The sequence below is a fragment of the Pseudomonas sp. NPDC088414 genome, from assembly GCF_044753325.1.
GTDB lineage: Bacteria > Pseudomonadota > Gammaproteobacteria > Pseudomonadales > Pseudomonadaceae > Aquipseudomonas.
Map to the genome: position 1 here is coordinate 40,318 of NZ_JBIVMY010000018.1, position 16,624 is coordinate 56,941.

At 59.7% G+C, this 16,624-nt stretch carries 21 protein-coding genes; 16 read left to right on the forward strand and 5 right to left on the reverse strand.

The window, feature by feature from the left end; translation table 11 throughout:
• Positions 1–151: 151 nt before the first annotated feature.
• Genes ACIP8I_RS16510 through pilG form a run of 3 tightly spaced genes read right to left on the reverse strand, consistent with a single transcriptional unit; the run spans position 152 to position 1,532 of the window.
• Positions 152–691: a chemotaxis protein CheW gene (locus tag ACIP8I_RS16510; protein ID WP_400762447.1), complete on the reverse strand. Its 540-nt coding sequence runs from the start codon at positions 689–691 to the stop codon at positions 152–154.
• A 10-nt stretch (positions 692–701) separates the two neighbouring features.
• Complete coding sequence (gene pilH / locus ACIP8I_RS16515) at positions 702–1,067, reverse strand: twitching motility response regulator PilH (protein ID WP_083367667.1); 366 nt, start codon at positions 1,065–1,067, stop codon at positions 702–704.
• Positions 1,068–1,127: 60 nt separating this feature from the next.
• A complete protein-coding gene (gene pilG / locus ACIP8I_RS16520) occupies positions 1,128–1,532 on the reverse strand; it encodes a twitching motility response regulator PilG (protein WP_003229093.1) in 405 nt (134 codons plus the stop codon).
• Positions 1,533–1,757: 225 nt separating this feature from the next.
• On the opposite strand from pilG, the gene gshB reads away from it, so the two are divergent.
• The 9 genes from gshB to ACIP8I_RS16565 all read left to right on the forward strand — a co-directional run bounded on the left by gshB (position 1,758) and on the right by ACIP8I_RS16565 (position 9,602).
• On the forward strand, positions 1,758–2,729 hold the full coding sequence (gene gshB, locus ACIP8I_RS16525) for a glutathione synthase (RefSeq protein WP_400762448.1): 972 nt from the start codon (positions 1,758–1,760) through the stop codon (positions 2,727–2,729).
• A gap of 107 nt (positions 2,730–2,836) precedes the next feature.
• Entirely contained in the window at positions 2,837–3,736 is a 900-nt protein-coding gene (locus tag ACIP8I_RS16530) for an energy transducer TonB (protein ID WP_007964106.1), read from the forward strand.
• A gap of 213 nt (positions 3,737–3,949) precedes the next feature.
• The gene (locus tag ACIP8I_RS16535) at positions 3,950–4,522 is read left to right on the forward strand and encodes a YqgE/AlgH family protein (RefSeq protein ID WP_007964108.1); all 573 of its coding nucleotides are present in this window, start codon (positions 3,950–3,952) and stop codon (positions 4,520–4,522) included.
• Entirely contained in the window at positions 4,522–4,959 is a 438-nt protein-coding gene (gene ruvX, locus ACIP8I_RS16540) for a Holliday junction resolvase RuvX (RefSeq protein ID WP_003229101.1), read from the forward strand. Before ACIP8I_RS16535 ends, ruvX begins: the two co-directional genes overlap by 1 nt.
• An 81-nt stretch (positions 4,960–5,040) precedes the next feature.
• Positions 5,041–5,547 carry a bifunctional pyr operon transcriptional regulator/uracil phosphoribosyltransferase PyrR gene (gene pyrR, locus ACIP8I_RS16545; protein ID WP_007964111.1) on the forward strand — a complete coding sequence of 169 codons (507 nt, stop codon included), beginning with the start codon at positions 5,041–5,043 and terminating at the stop codon, positions 5,545–5,547.
• 28 nt (positions 5,548–5,575) lie between these two features.
• Positions 5,576–6,580, forward strand: a complete 1,005-nt coding sequence (locus ACIP8I_RS16550; RefSeq protein ID WP_003229107.1) for an aspartate carbamoyltransferase catalytic subunit — start codon at positions 5,576–5,578, stop codon at positions 6,578–6,580.
• Complete coding sequence (locus ACIP8I_RS16555; protein ID WP_400762451.1) at positions 6,577–7,848, forward strand: dihydroorotase; 1,272 nt, start codon at positions 6,577–6,579, stop codon at positions 7,846–7,848. Before ACIP8I_RS16550 ends, ACIP8I_RS16555 begins: the two co-directional genes overlap by 4 nt.
• Before the next feature lie 322 nt (positions 7,849–8,170).
• Entirely contained in the window at positions 8,171–9,157 is a 987-nt protein-coding gene (locus tag ACIP8I_RS16560) for a lipid II-degrading bacteriocin (protein WP_400762453.1), read from the forward strand.
• 40 nt (positions 9,158–9,197) lie between these two features.
• Entirely contained in the window at positions 9,198–9,602 is a 405-nt protein-coding gene (locus ACIP8I_RS16565) for a hypothetical protein (protein WP_400762455.1), read from the forward strand.
• 73 nt (positions 9,603–9,675) lie between these two features.
• Here ACIP8I_RS16565 and ACIP8I_RS16570 read toward each other — a convergent pair whose 3' ends face one another.
• Positions 9,676–10,107, reverse strand: a complete 432-nt coding sequence (locus tag ACIP8I_RS16570) for a TM2 domain-containing protein (RefSeq protein WP_041063521.1) — start codon at positions 10,105–10,107, stop codon at positions 9,676–9,678.
• Between the two features lie 248 nt (positions 10,108–10,355).
• Here ACIP8I_RS16570 and ACIP8I_RS16575 point away from each other — a divergent pair, with 248 nt between their 5' ends.
• Positions 10,356–10,982: a C40 family peptidase gene (locus ACIP8I_RS16575; RefSeq protein ID WP_108591856.1), complete on the forward strand. Its 627-nt coding sequence runs from the start codon at positions 10,356–10,358 to the stop codon at positions 10,980–10,982.
• A gap of 121 nt (positions 10,983–11,103) precedes the next feature.
• On the opposite strand, the gene ACIP8I_RS16580 is transcribed toward ACIP8I_RS16575, so the two are convergent.
• A complete protein-coding gene (locus tag ACIP8I_RS16580; RefSeq protein WP_003229114.1) occupies positions 11,104–12,138 on the reverse strand; it encodes a type IV pilus twitching motility protein PilT in 1,035 nt (344 codons plus the stop codon).
• Positions 12,139–12,194: 56 nt separating this feature from the next.
• Between ACIP8I_RS16580 and ACIP8I_RS16585 the strand changes: the two genes are divergently transcribed.
• From ACIP8I_RS16585 to metW, 6 genes are all read left to right on the forward strand, one after another.
• Positions 12,195–12,881: a YggS family pyridoxal phosphate-dependent enzyme gene (locus ACIP8I_RS16585; protein WP_108591857.1), complete on the forward strand. Its 687-nt coding sequence runs from the start codon at positions 12,195–12,197 to the stop codon at positions 12,879–12,881.
• A gap of 28 nt (positions 12,882–12,909) precedes the next feature.
• The gene (gene proC / locus ACIP8I_RS16590; RefSeq protein ID WP_400762458.1) at positions 12,910–13,728 is read left to right on the forward strand and encodes a pyrroline-5-carboxylate reductase; all 819 of its coding nucleotides are present in this window, start codon (positions 12,910–12,912) and stop codon (positions 13,726–13,728) included.
• 10 nt (positions 13,729–13,738) lie between these two features.
• Positions 13,739–14,329 carry a YggT family protein gene (locus ACIP8I_RS16595; RefSeq protein WP_047297137.1) on the forward strand — a complete coding sequence of 197 codons (591 nt, stop codon included), beginning with the start codon at positions 13,739–13,741 and terminating at the stop codon, positions 14,327–14,329.
• A complete protein-coding gene (locus ACIP8I_RS16600; RefSeq protein ID WP_115985948.1) occupies positions 14,326–14,622 on the forward strand; it encodes a DUF167 domain-containing protein in 297 nt (98 codons plus the stop codon). The genes ACIP8I_RS16595 and ACIP8I_RS16600 overlap by 4 nt, the downstream gene beginning before the upstream one ends.
• A gap of 229 nt (positions 14,623–14,851) precedes the next feature.
• Positions 14,852–15,991, forward strand: coding sequence for a homoserine O-acetyltransferase (locus ACIP8I_RS16605; RefSeq protein WP_095137545.1), 1,140 nt, complete (start codon positions 14,852–14,854; stop codon positions 15,989–15,991).
• 7 nt (positions 15,992–15,998) lie between these two features.
• Entirely contained in the window at positions 15,999–16,619 is a 621-nt protein-coding gene (metW, locus tag ACIP8I_RS16610; protein WP_367086078.1) for a methionine biosynthesis protein MetW, read from the forward strand.
• The last annotated feature ends 5 nt before the right edge of the window (positions 16,620–16,624 follow it).

Here is a 16,624-nt window from a genome sequence, read left to right on the forward strand (position 1 = left end):
AGGGGATTTATCCCCGATGGGTCGCGCAGCGGCCCCAAAACTGAGTTGTATCTGGCGCATCGCGAATGCAGGTTTTGGGTTGGCTTTGCCAACCATCGGGGATAAATCCCCTCGCCACAGAACCCCACCCCATGGATTTATGGTGTTTCGGCTATATCGCGACGCTCATGAACACCGGCGATTTCGCCAGCGCAAACAGGCTGAACACTCGCCAGTTCTGCTCGCGCCGGAAATAGCCTTTGACGAACTCGGCCTTGGAGCCCTGGCGCTTGCTGATCGAGATCGGCTCGAAGCTGCCCTGCTCGAAGTGCTGCAGACCGAACACCTCATCCACCAGCAACCCGGCAAACACGTCGTTGTGCTCCACCACCAATACCCTGCGCTGTTTGCGCAACGGCGACAGCTCGTGGCCGAAAAATCCGCACAGATCCATGATCGGCAGCAAGCGCCCACGCAGATTAGCCACCCCTTTGACCCACGGCTTGACCCCGGGCAACTGAGTGCAACGCGGTTCGTGCAGCACTTCGCTGACTTCGCCCATCGGCGTCACGTACCAATGCTCGCCCAAGCGAAAGCCGATGCCGCTCCAGCGGTCCTGACGGCCGGGTTGCGACGGCAGGTCCGCCGCCAGCAGGCGGCAGCGCTGGTCGATCTGCCACAGCAGTTCGAACGCGGTCAGCGATTCGTTCATGGCGACGCGATCAGCCTTTGAGCACGTTGTTCAGAGTCTTGATCAGCATGTCTTCTTCGACCGGTTTGGTCAGGTAATCCTTGGCGCCCTGACGGGTGCCCCAAACCTTGTCGGTTTCCTGATCCTTGGTGGTGATGATGATCACCGGGATGTGGCTGGTCTCGGCATCCTTGGTCAGTTGCCGGGTAGCCTGAAAGCCGTTGAGGCCAGGCATGACGATGTCCATCAACACCGCGTCGGGCTTTTCCTGACGGGCGAGGGCCACGCCGTCGGCACCGTTTTCGGCCTTGAGCACTTCATGGCCGTGCTTTTCCAGCATGCCGGTGAGTTTGTACATTTCAGTCGGCGAATCATCGACGATCAGGATACGTGCCATGGTCTTCCCCATTTTTCTTGTCGACATCCGGCCCGCTGGCCGAGCGTCACTGTACGTGTCTTACTGCGGCAAAACGGCGGCGAAGCCCGGAACGTGGGCCTGAATCGCGTCAAGCAGCTCTTCCTTGCTGAAAGGCTTGGTCAAAAATTGATCAGAACCGACAATCCGCCCCTTGGCCTTGTCGAACAGCCCGTCACGCGACGACAGCATGATCACCGGCGTGGCCTTGAACGCACTGTTGTTCTTGATTAAAGCGCAGGTCTGATAACCATCCAGACGCGGCATCATGATGTCGACAAAAATGATCCCGGGGTGGTGGTCGGCGATCTTCGCCAGGGCGTCGAAACCGTCGATGGCCGTGATGACTTCGCAGCCCACATTCTTCAACAGCGTTTCGGCGGTGCGACGAATCGTTTTCGAGTCGTCGATGACCATGACCTTCAAGGCGCTGGACTGCTGTTCCATAAGGGGGCTCTACCGTCGCCTTTGCGAATCAAATTGTCCGTTTTGCGATGAGTAATGGCTGGAAACCCTTGATGCTCAAGGGCCAGCACCGCATGGCAGCCTTTTTAGCACAGTCTCCCGGTCCAATCTATCGACGGGTTTTCCCTTGACCGAAAACCCGCCCGGAGCCACTCTGGCGGCACTTTTTCAATACCGATCCGGTAGCCAATTTTCGAGGAAAACCCAATGAGCGTTCGCGTCGGGATTGTCATGGACCCTATCGCCAGCATTTCCTATAAAAAGGATAGCTCGCTGGCCATGCTGCTGGCCGCGCAGAAACGGGGCTGGGAACTGTTCTACATGGAGCAGCGCGACCTGTATCAGGCTGAAGGTCAGGCCCGGGCACGCATGAAGCCGCTGAAAGTCTTCGCCAACCCGGAAAAATGGTTTGAACTGGACGCCGAGCAGGACAACCTGCTGAGCGACCTCGACGTGATCCTGATGCGCAAGGATCCGCCGTTCGACATGGAGTTCGTCTACTCCACCTACCTGCTGGAACAGGCCGAAACCGCCGGCGTGCTGGTGGTCAACAAGCCGCAGAGCCTGCGCGACTGCAACGAAAAGCTGTTCGCCACGCTGTTTCCGCAGTGCACGCCACCGACCATTGTCAGCCGTCGCCCGGATGTGCTGCGCGAATTCGCCGACCACCATGGCGACGTGATCCTCAAGCCGCTGGACGGCATGGGCGGTTCGTCGATCTTCCGCCACACCGCCGGTCACCCGAACCTGTCGGTGATCCTGGAAACCCTGACCCTGCACGGCAAGCAGCAGATCATGATTCAGGGCTACCTGCCGGCCATCGTCGATGGCGACAAACGCATCCTGATGATCGACGGCGAGCCGGTGGACTACTGCCTGGCGCGGATCCCGGCTTTGGGCGAAACCCGTGGCAACCTCGCCGCCGGTGGTCGTGGAGAAGCGCGTCCGCTGACCGACAAGGATCGCTGGATCGCCGCGCAAGTCGGCCCGACTTTACGTGAGAAAGGCCTGCTGTTCGTCGGTCTGGACGTGATCGGTGAAAACCTCACCGAAATCAACGTCACCAGCCCGACCTGCATCCGCGAAATCGACAATGCTTTCGGTACCGACATCGGCGGCATGCTGATGGATGCCATCGACAAGAAGCTGCAAGCCGCCGGCAAAAAGCCGCAAGCTTGACGTGCGTCACATGCAGCTTGTCGCTTGAAGCGTGAAGCCCAAGGCGTGAAACCAACATTGCGTTATCATGCGCAGCCTCTGAAAAACGCGATGTTGGTTTTCTTGTCATGACCCTCCCGTCCGATCTGCCCGCAGAACTCGCCCATCGTGGCGTGCGCCCGGCCGATCGCCTCGGATTTACCCTGTTTCTGGCGGCGCTGATTCATTTGGCGCTGCTGCTGGGCGTCGGCTTTACCATGGTCGAGCCCAAGCAGATCAGCAAAACCCTGGAAATCACCCTCGCTACCTTCAAGAGCGAAACCAAGCCGAAAAAGGCTGATTTCCTCGCTCAGGAAAACCAGGAAGGCAGCGGCACGCTGGACAAGAAGGCGATTCCCAAGACCACCGAGGTCGCGCCGTTCCAGGACAATCAGGTCAAGAAGGTCACACCGCCTCCGGCCGCCAAGCCGGAAGTGCGCGAAGCGGCGCCCAAGGCTGCGGTGACCACTGTGGCGCCGAAACAGCAAAAGGCGCCGACCAAGAAAGAAGAAACCAAGACCGAGACCAAACCTGCGGTCAACGCACCGACGTTCGACAGCTCGCAGCTGTCCAGCGACATCGCCAGCCTCGAAGCGGAACTGGCCAACGAACAACAGCTGTATGCCAAGCGCCCGCGTATCCACCGTTTGAGCGCAGCCTCGACCATGCGCGACAAGGGCGCCTGGTACAAGGACGACTGGCGCAAGAAGGTCGAGCGCATCGGCAACCTCAATTACCCGGAGGAAGCGCGGCGCAAGCAGATTTACGGCAATCTGCGCCTGATGGTCTCGATCAACCGTGACGGCTCGCTGTATGAAGTGCTGGTGCTCGAGTCCTCCGGCCAGCCGCTGCTGGACCAGGCGGCGCAGCGCATCGTCCGGCTGGCGGCACCGTTTGCGCCGTTTACCGGCGATCTGTCGGATATCGACCGACTGGAAATCATCCGCACCTGGAAATTCGCCCGGGGCGACAAACTCTCCAGTAACTGACCAGCGCCAAGCGAGCTTTTGTGGCGAGGGAGCTTGCTCCCGCTGGGCTGCGAAGCGGCCCCCTGCTTTTTCCAGATACACCGCGTTGTCAGGTTTTACGACTGCTGCGCAGCCGAGCGGGAGCAAGCTCCCTCGCCACAGAGGTCCGGTGAAGACCATTTGCAACGCATCGTCAGCTTGTCAGTTTGCCCCTACGACGCCACACTATCGCTCATGAAAAACGTCAGCCCCAGCTACCTCAAGCATCACTTCCTGATCGCCATGCCGCACATGGCCGACCCGAACTTTGCCCACACCTTGACCTACATCGTCGAGCACACGGCCAATGGCGCCATGGGGCTGGTGGTCAATCGACCGCAAGAGCTGAATCTGGCTGACATTCTCGAGCAATTGCGCCCGGACATCGATCCGCCAGCGCTGTGCCAGCATGTGCCGATCTTCATTGGCGGCCCGGTGCAGACCGATCGCGGGTTCGTCCTGCACCCGTCGGGCAAGACCTTTCAGGCCACCGTCGAGCTGGACGGTGATCTGGCGCTGTCCACCTCGCAGGACGTGCTGTTCGCCATCGCCGACGGCGTAGGTCCGGCGAAAAGCGTGATCGCCCTTGGTTACGCCGGTTGGGAAGCCGGGCAACTGGAAGCCGAACTGGCCGACAACGCCTGGCTGACCTGCCCGTACGACGCCGACATCCTGTTCAACACCAGCAGCGAACTGCGTCTGGAAGCAGCGGCCCGGCACCTGGGGATCAACCTCAGCCTGCTGACCAGTCAGGCGGGGCACGCCTGATGGCCCTGCGCCTGATTCTCGGCTTCGACTACGGCACCAAACAGATCGGCGTTGCGGTCGGCCAGGTGATTACCGGCCAGGCCCGCGAGCTGTGCACCCTCAAAGCGCAGAACGGCGTACCCGACTGGAATCAGGTCGAAGCGCTGTTCAAGGAATGGAAACCCGACGCCGTGGTGGTCGGCCTGCCGCTGAACATGGACGGCACGCCAAGCGAAATGTGCCTGCGCGCCGAAAAATTCGCCCGGCGCCTCAACGGCCGCTTCAATGTGCCCTTCTATACCCACGACGAACGCCTGACCACTTTTGAAGCCAAGGGTGAACGACTGGTGCGCGGCGGGCAGAAAGGCAGTTACCGCGACAACCCGGTGGACGCCATCGCCGCCGCCCTGCTGTTGCAGGGCTGGCTCGATGAAAACACTGCATTGTTTGAATCCTGACAAGCGCTTCGGCGCTTTTCTTTTGGTTATAAACCCAGCCACGTCCGGCAGGACGCGGCTCGGAATCACGAAGGAGCAACCATGAGCCTGCCCAATCCCGCCGATCTGATCAGCCAGATGGCGACCCGCCTCAAGGCGCACCTTGCACAGCGTGATATCAGCGAACCGCGTTACATCGGCATCCGCACTGGCGGCATCTGGGTCGCGCAGGCCCTGCTCAAGGAACTGGGCAGCGACGCGCCGCTGGGCACGCTGGATGTTTCCTTCTACCGCGACGACTTCAGCCAGAACGGCCTGCACCCGCAAGTGCGCCCCTCGGCCCTGCCCTTCGAGATCGAAGGCCAGCATTTGGTGCTGATCGATGACGTATTGATGAGCGGCCGCACCATCCGCGCTGCCATGAACGAACTGTTCGACTACGGCCGCCCCGCCAGCGTGACCCTGGTCTGCCTGCTCGACCTGGACGCCGGCGAGCTGCCGATCCGCCCGAATGTGGTCGGCGCGACCCTGTCGCTGGCCGCCAATGAGCGCGTGAAGCTGTCCGGCCCGGAGCCGCTGACGCTCGAACTGCAAGACCTGAATTCCTAATCCGCCCTTATTGAGAGTCCCCCTCGCGATGACGCCTCTAGATACCAAGCGCCCGCTGCAGCTCAATGATCAGGGCCAGCTGCGCCACTTCCTCTCGCTCGACGGCCTGCGCCGCGAGTTGCTGACGGAAATCCTCGACACTGCCGACTCGTTCCTCGAAGTCGGTGCCCGGGCGGTGAAGAAGGTCCCGTTGCTGCGCGGCAAGACCGTGTGCAACGTGTTCTTCGAAAACTCCACCCGCACCCGCACCACCTTCGAACTGGCGGCCCAGCGGCTGTCGGCGGACGTGATCACCCTGAACGTGTCGACCTCCTCGGCCAGCAAAGGTGAAACCCTGCTCGACACCCTGCGCAACCTCGAAGCCATGGCTGCCGACATGTTCGTGGTGCGCCACGGTGACTCCGGCGCTGCGCACTTCATCGCCGAGCACGTCTGCCCGCAGGTGGCGATCATCAACGGCGGCGACGGCCGTCACGCGCACCCGACTCAGGGCATGCTCGACATGCTCACCATCCGTCGGCACAAGGGCGGTTTCGAAAACCTCTCGGTGGCGATCGTCGGCGACATCCTGCACTCGCGGGTGGCGCGTTCGAACATGCTCGCCCTGAAGACTCTCGGTTGCCCGGACATCCGCGTGATCGCGCCGAAGACTCTGCTACCGATCGGCATCGAGCAGTACGGCGTCAAGGTCTACACCGACATGAACGAAGGCCTGAAGGACGTCGACGTGGTGATCATGCTGCGCCTGCAGCGTGAGCGCATGACCGGCGGCCTGCTGCCGAGCGAAGGCGAGTTCTACCGCCTGTTCGGCCTGACCACCGCGCGTCTGGCCGGGGCCAAACCCGATTGCATCGTCATGCACCCAGGGCCGATCAACCGTGGGGTAGAGATTGAGTCCGCGGTGGCCGACGGCCCGCACTCGGTGATCCTCAATCAAGTCACCTACGGCATCGCCATCCGCATGGCTGTGTTGTCGATGGCCATGAGCGGGCAAACAGCGCAACGTCAATTCGAGCAGGAGAACGCCCAGTGAAGCTCAGCATTCTCGGCGCCCGCGTCATCGATCCAAGCAGCGGCCTGGATCAAATCACCAACATTCACGTTGAAGCCTGCAAGATCGTCGCCCTCGGCGCCGCACCGGCCGGTTTCACCGCTGTGGAAACCATCGACGCCCAAGGCCTCGTTGCCGCGCCCGGGCTGGTCGACCTTAACGTGGCTCTGCGCGAGCCGGGCTACAGCCGCAAAGGCAGCATCGCCAGCGAAACCCGCGCCGCGGCGGCTGGCGGCGTGACCAGCCTGTGCTGCCCGCCGAAAACCAAACCGGTACTCGACACCTCGGCCGTGGCCGAACTGATCCTCGACCGCGCCCGCGAAGCCGGCAACACCAAGGTGTTCCCGATCGGCGCGCTGAGCAAAGGGCTGGACGGCGAACAGCTTGCAGAGCTGGTGGCGCTGCGCGACGCCGGGTGTGTGGCGTTCGGCAATGGTCTGGAGAGTTTCCGCAACACCCGCACCCTGTGCCGGGCATTGGAATACGCGGCGACCTTCGACCTGACGGTGATCTTCAATTCGCAGGATCACGATCTGGCCGATGGCGGTCTGGCCCATGAGGGCGCGGTCGCCAGTTTCCTCGGTCTGCCGGGCATCCCGGAAACTGCGGAAACCGTAGCCCTGGCCCGCGATCTACTGCTGGTCGAGCAGACCGGCGTGCGCGCGCACTTCAGCCAACTGACCAGCGCGCGCGGCGTGGCTCTGATCGCCCAGGCCCAGGCCCGTGGCTTGAAGGTCACGGCGGATGTCGCCCTGTATCAGTTGATTCTCACCGATGAAGCGCTGATCGACTTCAGCAGCCTGTATCACGTGCAACCGCCGCTGCGCACCCGCGCCGACCGCGACGGCCTGCGTGAAGCGGTGAAGTCCGGGGTGATTTCGGCGATCTCCAGCCATCACCAGCCGCACGAACGCGACGCCAAACTGGCGCCGTTCGGCGCGACCGAGCCGGGCATCAGCAGCGTGGAATTGCTGCTGCCGCTGGCGATGACGCTGGTTGAAGACGGCTTGCTGGATCTGCCGACCCTGCTGGCACGCCTGAGCGCCGGGCCTGCGGATGCACTGCGTCTGCCGGCGGGCAAACTGGCGGTGGGCGGTGCGGCGGATATCGTACTGTTCGATCCGAAGGCGTCCACCGTGGCCGGTGAACGCTGGCTGTCGAAGGGCGAGAACTGTCCGTTCCTTGGGCACACCCTGCCGGGTGTGGTGCGCTATACGCTGGTGGATGGTCGGATCAGCCACCAGGCCTGAAGACAAGGGATAGCAGGCTGCAACGGCCTGCTATCCCTTGAGTGTCATTTGATTTGCGACAAACATTTTTATTAATAAGCTTCACTCAAAATCATTGCTCGCAACAGACATCTCCTTCCCGCCATTCCCGCCGATAGGACTACACCAAGTGGCGTAGGAAAGCGGCCGCCCGCCGTAAAGAAATATCCGACGCTTTACCCGCCTGTAAAAACAGCTTCCACACAATCAGAAACAGCCTACAAAGTTACTTTAGGCGACATATACGCACAGCCATTAATATCAAATCGTCAGAAGGACAACCAATACCCACAAGGATGAACATATGAAAAATGGACTTACGCTTCCCCCTATTGTCACCCGAGGCACAACAGGAAACTCTGGCGGTTTTACAGTCGATACCGGATTCAGCTGGGGTACCTACGCAGTAGCAGACTGGCAAGGCGCCGGAGAGGCCATCATTACAAATAACGGCCAAACCTACTCACTACCAATGAGCACTGGACCCGTAATAACCTCAGCAGAAATGGATATGTTTCATGCCTGGCTTGAAATGAAATCCGGAATCAAAGCCTTCACCTATGAACTGCAAATGGTCAGCAAGGCAATCAATAACGATACCTTGGGTGGAATTCGAGAACTTTGGAGAATCACAGAAAGCGACAACTACTTACTAAACAGCTCCACCATTATCAGCCATGGTTACTTCAAGAACAAAGTCATCAACTTCAGCCTGGCTGATTCATTCGCGGCACAGCAAAAACTAAGCCCCATAGAAGCGTTGATCAAAGTCTCAGCCACTGCCCCGTACAACCTGAATTACGAAACACTCACAACAGAGCTCTCAGGAGGCACCTTTAGCCCGATCAAAGCTTTCGCTCATTATCTTTGGGGTAATGGTGAAAGGATGAGGGTTAACATCAATAATATCGGTCTGAATGTCAGGGCCAATGAACTGCCATTATTGGCAAGCTCTATCGCAAGCACTCGACAGGCCGGCACCTATTACTTATCCGACCCAAAGATTCCTTACGCCACTATCAATGACAGCAGCGTCACGGGAGCTTATCTAGGAAGAATAACGTTAAAAATGGAAGGAAATTTTACCCGGGACAATACTGGATCCTGGGTTTTCGATGGTGTCATCAGAGCCTACACGGATACTTACGACTTCGACGCAAGCAACAGATCAACCGCCCTTGAGTTATTAACGACAGCAGGCAGGGTATTTTCCGGAACGCATTATGAAATCGAAATTTTCGGTGACCATAAAATAAGGCTAAGTGGAACTGGGTTTAATCCCACCCCATAAACACAAATATTGTTACAGACACCTGCACAACGGAGAGCGAATGAGCAGAACTTACAAGCTACCAAGCTACATATACCTGATCACTCTCGCACTTACATCTGGCGCAGGAGCACTCATACTATTAAAGAATCTCGAAACAGGAATTTATAGTGTAAATCAGGACTCGATCGGCCTGCCCATTGGTGTAACGCTGATTATTTTTCTTACGCTGACGCTAACACACCTACTGCAGGTTCTCTTATTACGCTGGGCACACACTAAATCATTCGCAAGTCTGTTATTGAAAATATCAGCCTACTTGATTGCAACAGTATCGCTGATGATTTTGGTGGACCGGATTGTGTACTGGTCCATGCCCCATCACGCCATCATTGCAATACTTTATGGTGTCACTGCTGTTACGTTTGTCGTTTTTCAAATGCAAACCTTCGCTCATTTGAAATAACACAGATGCAATGCCGGAATTCGAGGGGCCTGCCAGCGCACGAACTGCGCCCGCGGCCTGCCCCTCTTTTCATTTACTGGAAGGCGCCGCGATTCTGCGCGTTGCGCACCGACACCTGATCATTCAGGGTCCAGAAGTCATACAGCACCCCGACAAAGAACAACCCGCCGGTCAGCAGATACAGCAAGCCGCTGATCCACTTGCCCTGGTACATCCGGTGCACGCCGAATACGCCCAGAAACGTCAGCAGAATCCACGCCACGTTGTATTCGATCGGCCCTGCGGTGAAACGCAGATCCGCCTCGCGATCCATTGCCGGGATCAGGAACACGTCGATCAGCCAGCCAATGCCCAGCAGACCGAAGGTGAAGAACCAGATCGTCCCGGTCACCGGCTTGCCGTAATAGAAGCGGTGAGCGCCGGTGAAACCAAAAATCCACAGCAGATAACCGATGATTTTGCTGTGTGTATCCTGCGGTGCAGCGACCTGCTGATAGCGGTTCATGAAGACCTCGATTCACACGATAGATAAATTTTCTTTAATTCTTTGTGACTTTTTTACATGTAGGCGACGTACGGCAAATGTTACCGTGTCGTCCGTCAAAGCCTTGTAGCACCGGACTTCTGTCCGACAATTGCGTCCATTTGCCGCTTGTTTGGTTCCGTTGCCCTCCGATGGAATCGACCAACGGCCTCGGAAGGGACAAAAAAGCTGTTATAAAGTTGCGCGCTAACACATAAGAGCCACGCCTAATGCGACCATTTTTCAAGACATGGCTAACCATCTGCCTATTAATGCCACTGGCCGCCCACGCCACCAATCGTGAGCAACGTCTTCCCAACGTTAACGGTTTCACCCCTAAATCCCATGCTTCGGCTCCTTCGAGCAAGAGCAGCAAACAAACGAAACACACCACGCTCGCCAGCAAGAGTCACGGCAAGCTGGTGCCACCGATGGCCAACAAGGAAAGCAGCAACGTCCTGAGCCGTGCGGTGAACGTCCTCGGTACTCCCTATCGTTGGGGCGGCAGCAGCCCAAGTAAAGGTTTCGACTGCAGTGGTCTGGTGAAATATGCGTTCAACGACGCGACCTTCGACCTGCCACGCACCTCCAACGCGATGGCCAGCGGGCATGGCGAGAAAGTCGAACGCAAGGATCTGAAGCCGGGCGATCTGATTTTCTTCAACATCAAGAGCCGTCGGGTCAACCACGTTGCCATCTACCTGGGCAACGACCGCTTCATCCATGCCCCGCGCCGTGGCAAAGCGGTGAGCATCGATACGCTGAACAAGCCGTACTGGGAACAGCATTACGTGGTTGCCAAGCGTGTGTTGCCGAAAGAACCGGCTGGCAAGCAGATGCGTGTAGTTCAACGCTGAAACACGATCAACTGTGGCGAGGGAGCTTGCTCCCGCTGGGCTGCGCAGCAGCCCCAAAATCTTGTGAGCGCTACGCGCTCAAGCGGGAGCAAGCTCCCTCGCCACAGGTGCATTCCAGCCTTTAGAAATTATCCGGCGTACGCGCCTTCTCCCGCGCGTGCTCGCGGCTGATCAAGCCCTTGGTCACCAGCTCCTTCAGGCACATGTCGAGTGTCTGCATCCCCAACGACCCACCGGTCTGAATCGCCGAATACATTTGCGCCACCTTGTCCTCGCGGATCAGGTTCCGGATCGCCGACGTTCCCAGCATGATCTCGTGCGCCGCGACCCGCCCGCCGCCGATCTTCTTGATCAGGGTCTGCGATACCACGGCCAGCAGCGACTCGGACAACATCGAACGCACCATGGACTTCTCGTCACCCGGGAACACATCGACAACACGGTCGATGGTTTTCGCCGCCGATGTGGTGTGCAGCGTGCCGAACACCAGATGCCCGGTCTCGGCAGCGGTCAGCGCCAGACGGATGGTTTCCAGATCACGCATCTCGCCCACCAGAATCACGTCCGGGTCTTCACGCAGCGCCGAACGCAGCGCGGTGGCGAAGCTGCGGGTATCGCGATGGACTTCGCGCTGATTGATAAGGCATTTGCGCGATTCGTGGACGAATTCGATCGGGTCTTCAATGGTGAGGATGTGGTGATGGCGATGGGTATTGAGGTAATCGATCATCGCCGCCAGCGTGGTCGACTTGCCGGACCCGGTCGGCCCGGTCACCAGCACCAGCCCGCGCGGCGCATCGGTGATCTTGCGAAACACGTCGCCCATGCCGAGGTCTTCCATGCTCAGCACTTTCGAGGGAATGGTGCGGAACACCGCGCCGGCGCCACGGTTCTGGTTGAAGGCGTTGACCCGAAAGCGCGCCACGCCGGGGACTTCGAACGAGAAATCCGTTTCCAGGTGTTTCTCGAAGTCGACGCGCTGGGTGTCGTTCATGATGTCGTAGATCAATTCGTGCACTTGCTTGTGATCCAGCGCCGGCAGATTGATCCGCCGCACATCGCCATCCACGCGGATCATCGGCGGCAGACCGGCCGACAGGTGCAGGTCGGAAGCGCCCTGTTTGGCGCTGAACGCCAGCAGTTCAGTGATATCCATAGCGTCCCTCAATTCCAGTAGAATGCCGCGAACCTTCAGACCGCCGGCGCCTCTTGATGTCCACGATAGCAGACAACATCCAACTGGTTAGTTCGCGCATCCAGGCTGCCACCGCAGCGGCCGGGCGCAGTGAAAACAGCGTGCAGTTGCTGGCGGTCAGCAAAACCAAACCCGCGCAGGACCTGCGTGAAGCCTACGCCGCCGGCTTGCGTGACTTTGGCGAGAATTATCTGCAGGAAGCCTTGGGCAAACAGCTCGAACTGGCCGACCTGCCCTTGATCTGGCACTTCATCGGCCCCATTCAATCGAACAAGACTCGCGCCATCGCCGAGCATTTCGACTGGGTGCACTCCGTGGATCGCCTGAAAATCGCCCAACGCCTGTCCGAACAGCGCCCGGCCGAGCTGCCGCCGCTGAACATCTGCATTCAGGTCAACGTCAGCGGCGAAGCCAGCAAGTCCGGCTGCACCCCGGCCGACCTGCCGGCGCTGGCCGAGGCCATCAGCGCCCTGCCCCGATTGAAACTGCGCGGGCTGATGGCGATTCCCGAGCCGACCGAAGATCGCGCCGAACAAGATGCCGCTTTTGCTGCCGTGCAACGTTTGCAGGCCAGCCTGAATCTGCCGCTCGACACACTTTCCATGGGCATGAGCCACGACCTCGAGTCGGCCATCGCCCAAGGCGCTACCTGGGTGCGGATCGGTACCGCCCTGTTTGGCGCCAGAGATTACGGTCAGCAATGACCGACAGCCATCTGAAAAAGGACCTGACATGAGCAACACACGCATTGCCTTTATCGGTGCCGGCAACATGGCCGCCAGCCTGATCGGCGGCCTGCGGGCCAAGGGTCTGCAAGCCAGCCAGATTCGCGCCAGCGATCCGGGCGAAGAGACCCGCCAACGCGTCAGCGCCGAACACGGCATCGAAACCTTCGCCGACAACGCCCAGGCCATCGACGGCGTCGACGTGATCGTGCTGGCGGTCAAGCCACAGGCGATGAAAGCCGTGTGCGAAGCCATCCGCCCCAGCCTGAAGCCGCAGCAACTGGTGGTGTCGATCGCCGCCGGCATCACTTGCGCGAGCATGACCGCATGGCTTGGCGAGCAGCCGATCGTGCGCTGCATGCCGAACACCCCGGCGCTGCTGCGTCAGGGCGTCAGCGGCCTGTACGCCACCAGCGAAGTGACCGCCAAACAGCGTCAGCAGGCTGAAGAGCTGCTGTCCGCCGTCGGCATCGCGCTGTGGCTGAACGAAGAACAGCAACTCGATGCCGTGACCGCGGTCTCCGGCTCCGGCCCGGCGTATTTCTTCCTGCTGATCGAAGCGATGACCGCCGCCGGCGTCAAACTCGGCCTGCCCAAGGAAATCGCCGAGCAACTGACTGTGCAGACGGCCTTGGGCGCCGCGCACATGGCGGTATCCAGCGATGTCGACGCCGCCGAACTGCGCCGCCGCGTGACCTCGCCAAATGGCACCACAGAGGCCGCGATCAAATCATTCCAGGCTGATGGCTTCGAAGCCCTGGTAGAAAAAGCACTCGGCGCCGCCGCGCACCGCTCGGCCGAAATGGCCGAACAACTGGGCAAATAAGGAGCCTTACATGATTGGATTGAACACCGCAGCGGTTTACGTGCTGCAAACCCTCGGCAGTCTGTACCTGCTGATCGTGCTGCTGCGCTTCGTCCTGCAACTGGTGCGCGCGAACTTCTACAACCCGCTGTGCCAGTTCGTGGTCAAGGCCACCCAGCCGCTGCTCAAACCACTGCGCCGGATCATCCCGAGCCTGTTCGGCCTGGACATGTCGTCGCTGGTGCTGGCGATCCTCGTGCAACTGGCGCTGATGGCCCTGACCCTGCTGCTGACCTATGGCACCACCGGCAACCCGCTGCAGCTGTTCATCTGGTCGATCATAGGCGTGACCGCGCTGTTCCTGAAGATCTTCTTCTTCGCCCTGATCATCAGCGTGATCCTGTCGTGGGTCGCTCCGGGCAGCCACAACCCGGGCGCTGAACTGGTGAACCAGATCTGTGAGCCGGCGCTGGCACCGTTCCGCAGGATTCTGCCGAACCTCGGCGGTCTGGATCTGTCGCCAATCTTCGCCTTTCTCGCGCTGAAGCTGATCGACATGCTGGTGATCAATAATCTGGCGGCGATGACCATGATGCCGGAAATCCTGCGCCTGCTGATGTGAGCTGGTTTCGCTGGGACGGGGACGACTTGATCCTCGAATGTCATCTGCAACCGGCAGCCCGCAGCGATGATTTCGCCGGGCTGCACGGTGACCGCCTGAAGATCCGCCTTACCGCGCCGCCGGTCGAGGGCAAGGCCAATGCTTATTTGATGGGCTTTCTGGCCAAGGCGTTTGGCGTGTCCAAGAGCCAGGTCAGCTTGCTCAGCGGCGAGTTGAACCGGCAGAAACGGGTGAAGATCTGTGCGCCGAAGAAGCTGCCGGAGTTGCCTGGGTTGGTTGGGCGCTTGTCTTGAGTTTTTGCGGCGTCTGTACCCCTCACCCCAGCCCTCTCCCCTTGGAGAGGGAGCCGATCCAGGGTGTTTTCAGAACCTGAGTTCACCCCGGATAGATCAGGTCGGTGTAGCTCAAAAGAACACCTCGGTCGGTCCCCTCTACCTCTGGGAGAGGGCTAGGGTGAGGGCCGCTTGCCGCTAACCCCCCCGGTCTTTAGACTTACGCCTCATTTCAACGAGAGCAGGGTCGATGCCAGCTGCCTTTCCCCCCGATTCTGTTGGTCTGGTGACGCCGCAAACGGCGCACTTCAGTGAACCTCTGGCTCTGGCCTGTGGCCGTTCGCTGCCCGCCTACGACCTGATCTACGAAACCTACGGCACGCTGAACGCGCAGGCGAGTAACGCCGTGCTGATCTGCCACGCCTTGTCAGGGCATCACCATGCCGCCGGCTATCACAGCGCCGACGACCGCAAGCCCGGTTGGTGGGACAGCTGCATCGGCCCCGGCAAACCGATCGACACCAACAAGTTCTTCGTGGTCAGCCTGAACAATCTGGGCGGCTGCAACGGCTCCACCGGCCCGAGCAGTATCAACCCGGAGACCGGCAAGCCGTTCGGCGCCGATTTCCCGGTGCTCACCGTCGAAGACTGGGTGCACAGTCAGGCGCGTCTGGCTGACCTGCTCGGCATTCGTCAGTTCGCCGCCGTGATCGGCGGCAGCCTCGGTGGCATGCAGGCCTTGCAATGGACCATCACCTATCCGGATAGGGTGCGTCACTGCCTGGCCATCGCCTCGGCGCCCAAGCTGTCGGCGCAGAACATCGCCTTCAACGAAGTCGCGCGTCAGGCGATCCTCACCGACCCGGAATTCCACGGCGGCTCGTTCCAGGAAGCGGGCGTGATCCCCAAGCGCGGGCTGATGCTGGCGCGGATGGTCGGGCACATCACCTACCTGTCCGACGACTCGATGGGCGAGAAATTCGGTCGTGGCCTGAAGAGCGAAAAGCTCAACTACGACTTCCACAGCGTCGAGTTCCAGGTTGAAAGCTACCTGCGTTATCAGGGTGAAGAATTCTCCGGGCGTTTCGATGCCAACACTTATCTGTTGATGACCAAGGCGCTGGATTACTTCGATCCGGCGGCGAACTTCGACGATAACCTGGCGAAAACCTTCGAGAACGCCACGGCCAAGTTCTGCGTGATGTCGTTCACCACCGACTGGCGCTTCTCCCCGGCCCGCTCGCGAGAACTGGTGGACGCACTGATGGCGGCACGCAAAGACGTGAGCTATCTGGAGATCGACGCGCCACAGGGCCACGACGCCTTCCTGATTCCGATCCCGCGCTATTTGCAGGCGTTCGGCAATTACATGAACCGAATTACGGTGTGAACAAGCCATGAGAGCTGATCTGGAAATCATCCAGGAATGGATCCCCGCCGGCAGCCGCGTGCTCGACCTCGGTTGCGGCGACGGCGAACTGCTGACCTGGCTGCGCGACAACAAGAATGTCACCGGTTATGGCTTGGAAAACGACGCCGACAACATCGCCGAGTGCGTAGCCAAGGGCATCAACGTCATCGAGCAGGACTTGGACAAGGGGCTGGGCAACTTCGCCAGCAACAGTTTCGACATCGTCGTGATGACCCAGGCCCTGCAAGCCGTGCATTACCCGGACAAGATCCTCGACGAAATGCTGCGGGTCGGTCGTCAGTGCATCATCACCTTCCCCAACTTCGGCCACTGGCGCTGCCGCTGGTACCTGGCGAGCAAGGGCCGGATGCCGGTGTCGGAGTTCCTGCCGTACACGTGGTACAACACACCGAACATCCACTTCTGCACCTTCGAAGACTTTGAAGAACTTTGTCGCGAACGTGATGCGAAGGTCATTGATCGGCTTGCCGTGGATCAACAGCACCGCCACGGGTGGGCCAGTAAGCTATGGCCTAATCTGTTAGGTGAGATCGGTATCTACCGCGTCAGCAGTCCGGGCCTTGCAGATCACCGGATCGCGGTCTGAACCAC

Excerpts from the sequence above, each read along its gene's own strand:
- ACIP8I_RS16605 (WP_095137545.1), top strand. The coding sequence starts at position 14,852 with ATGCCAGCTGCCTTTCCCCCCGATTCTGTTGGTCTGGTGACGCCGCAA.
- pilG (WP_003229093.1), bottom strand. The coding sequence starts at position 1,532 with ATGGAACAGCAGTCCAGCGCCTTGAAGGTCATGGTCATCGACGACTCG.
- ACIP8I_RS16565 (WP_400762455.1), top strand. The coding sequence starts at position 9,198 with ATGAGCAGAACTTACAAGCTACCAAGCTACATATACCTGATCACTCTC.
- ACIP8I_RS16580 (WP_003229114.1), bottom strand. The coding sequence starts at position 12,138 with ATGGATATCACTGAACTGCTGGCGTTCAGCGCCAAACAGGGCGCTTCC.
- ACIP8I_RS16575 (WP_108591856.1), top strand. The coding sequence starts at position 10,356 with ATGCGACCATTTTTCAAGACATGGCTAACCATCTGCCTATTAATGCCA.
- proC (WP_400762458.1), top strand. The coding sequence starts at position 12,910 with ATGAGCAACACACGCATTGCCTTTATCGGTGCCGGCAACATGGCCGCC.
- pilH (WP_083367667.1), bottom strand. The coding sequence starts at position 1,067 with ATGGCACGTATCCTGATCGTCGATGATTCGCCGACTGAAATGTACAAA.
- ruvX (WP_003229101.1), top strand. The coding sequence starts at position 4,522 with ATGGCCCTGCGCCTGATTCTCGGCTTCGACTACGGCACCAAACAGATC.
- ACIP8I_RS16535 (WP_007964108.1), top strand. The coding sequence starts at position 3,950 with ATGAAAAACGTCAGCCCCAGCTACCTCAAGCATCACTTCCTGATCGCC.
- pyrR (WP_007964111.1), top strand. The coding sequence starts at position 5,041 with ATGAGCCTGCCCAATCCCGCCGATCTGATCAGCCAGATGGCGACCCGC.
- ACIP8I_RS16550 (WP_003229107.1), top strand. The coding sequence starts at position 5,576 with ATGACGCCTCTAGATACCAAGCGCCCGCTGCAGCTCAATGATCAGGGC.
- ACIP8I_RS16560 (WP_400762453.1), top strand. The coding sequence starts at position 8,171 with ATGAAAAATGGACTTACGCTTCCCCCTATTGTCACCCGAGGCACAACA.
- ACIP8I_RS16570 (WP_041063521.1), bottom strand. The coding sequence starts at position 10,107 with ATGAACCGCTATCAGCAGGTCGCTGCACCGCAGGATACACACAGCAAA.
- metW (WP_367086078.1), top strand. The coding sequence starts at position 15,999 with ATGAGAGCTGATCTGGAAATCATCCAGGAATGGATCCCCGCCGGCAGC.
- ACIP8I_RS16510 (WP_400762447.1), bottom strand. The coding sequence starts at position 691 with ATGAACGAATCGCTGACCGCGTTCGAACTGCTGTGGCAGATCGACCAG.
- ACIP8I_RS16530 (WP_007964106.1), top strand. The coding sequence starts at position 2,837 with ATGACCCTCCCGTCCGATCTGCCCGCAGAACTCGCCCATCGTGGCGTG.
- ACIP8I_RS16595 (WP_047297137.1), top strand. The coding sequence starts at position 13,739 with ATGATTGGATTGAACACCGCAGCGGTTTACGTGCTGCAAACCCTCGGC.
- gshB (WP_400762448.1), top strand. The coding sequence starts at position 1,758 with ATGAGCGTTCGCGTCGGGATTGTCATGGACCCTATCGCCAGCATTTCC.
- ACIP8I_RS16585 (WP_108591857.1), top strand. The coding sequence starts at position 12,195 with ATGTCCACGATAGCAGACAACATCCAACTGGTTAGTTCGCGCATCCAG.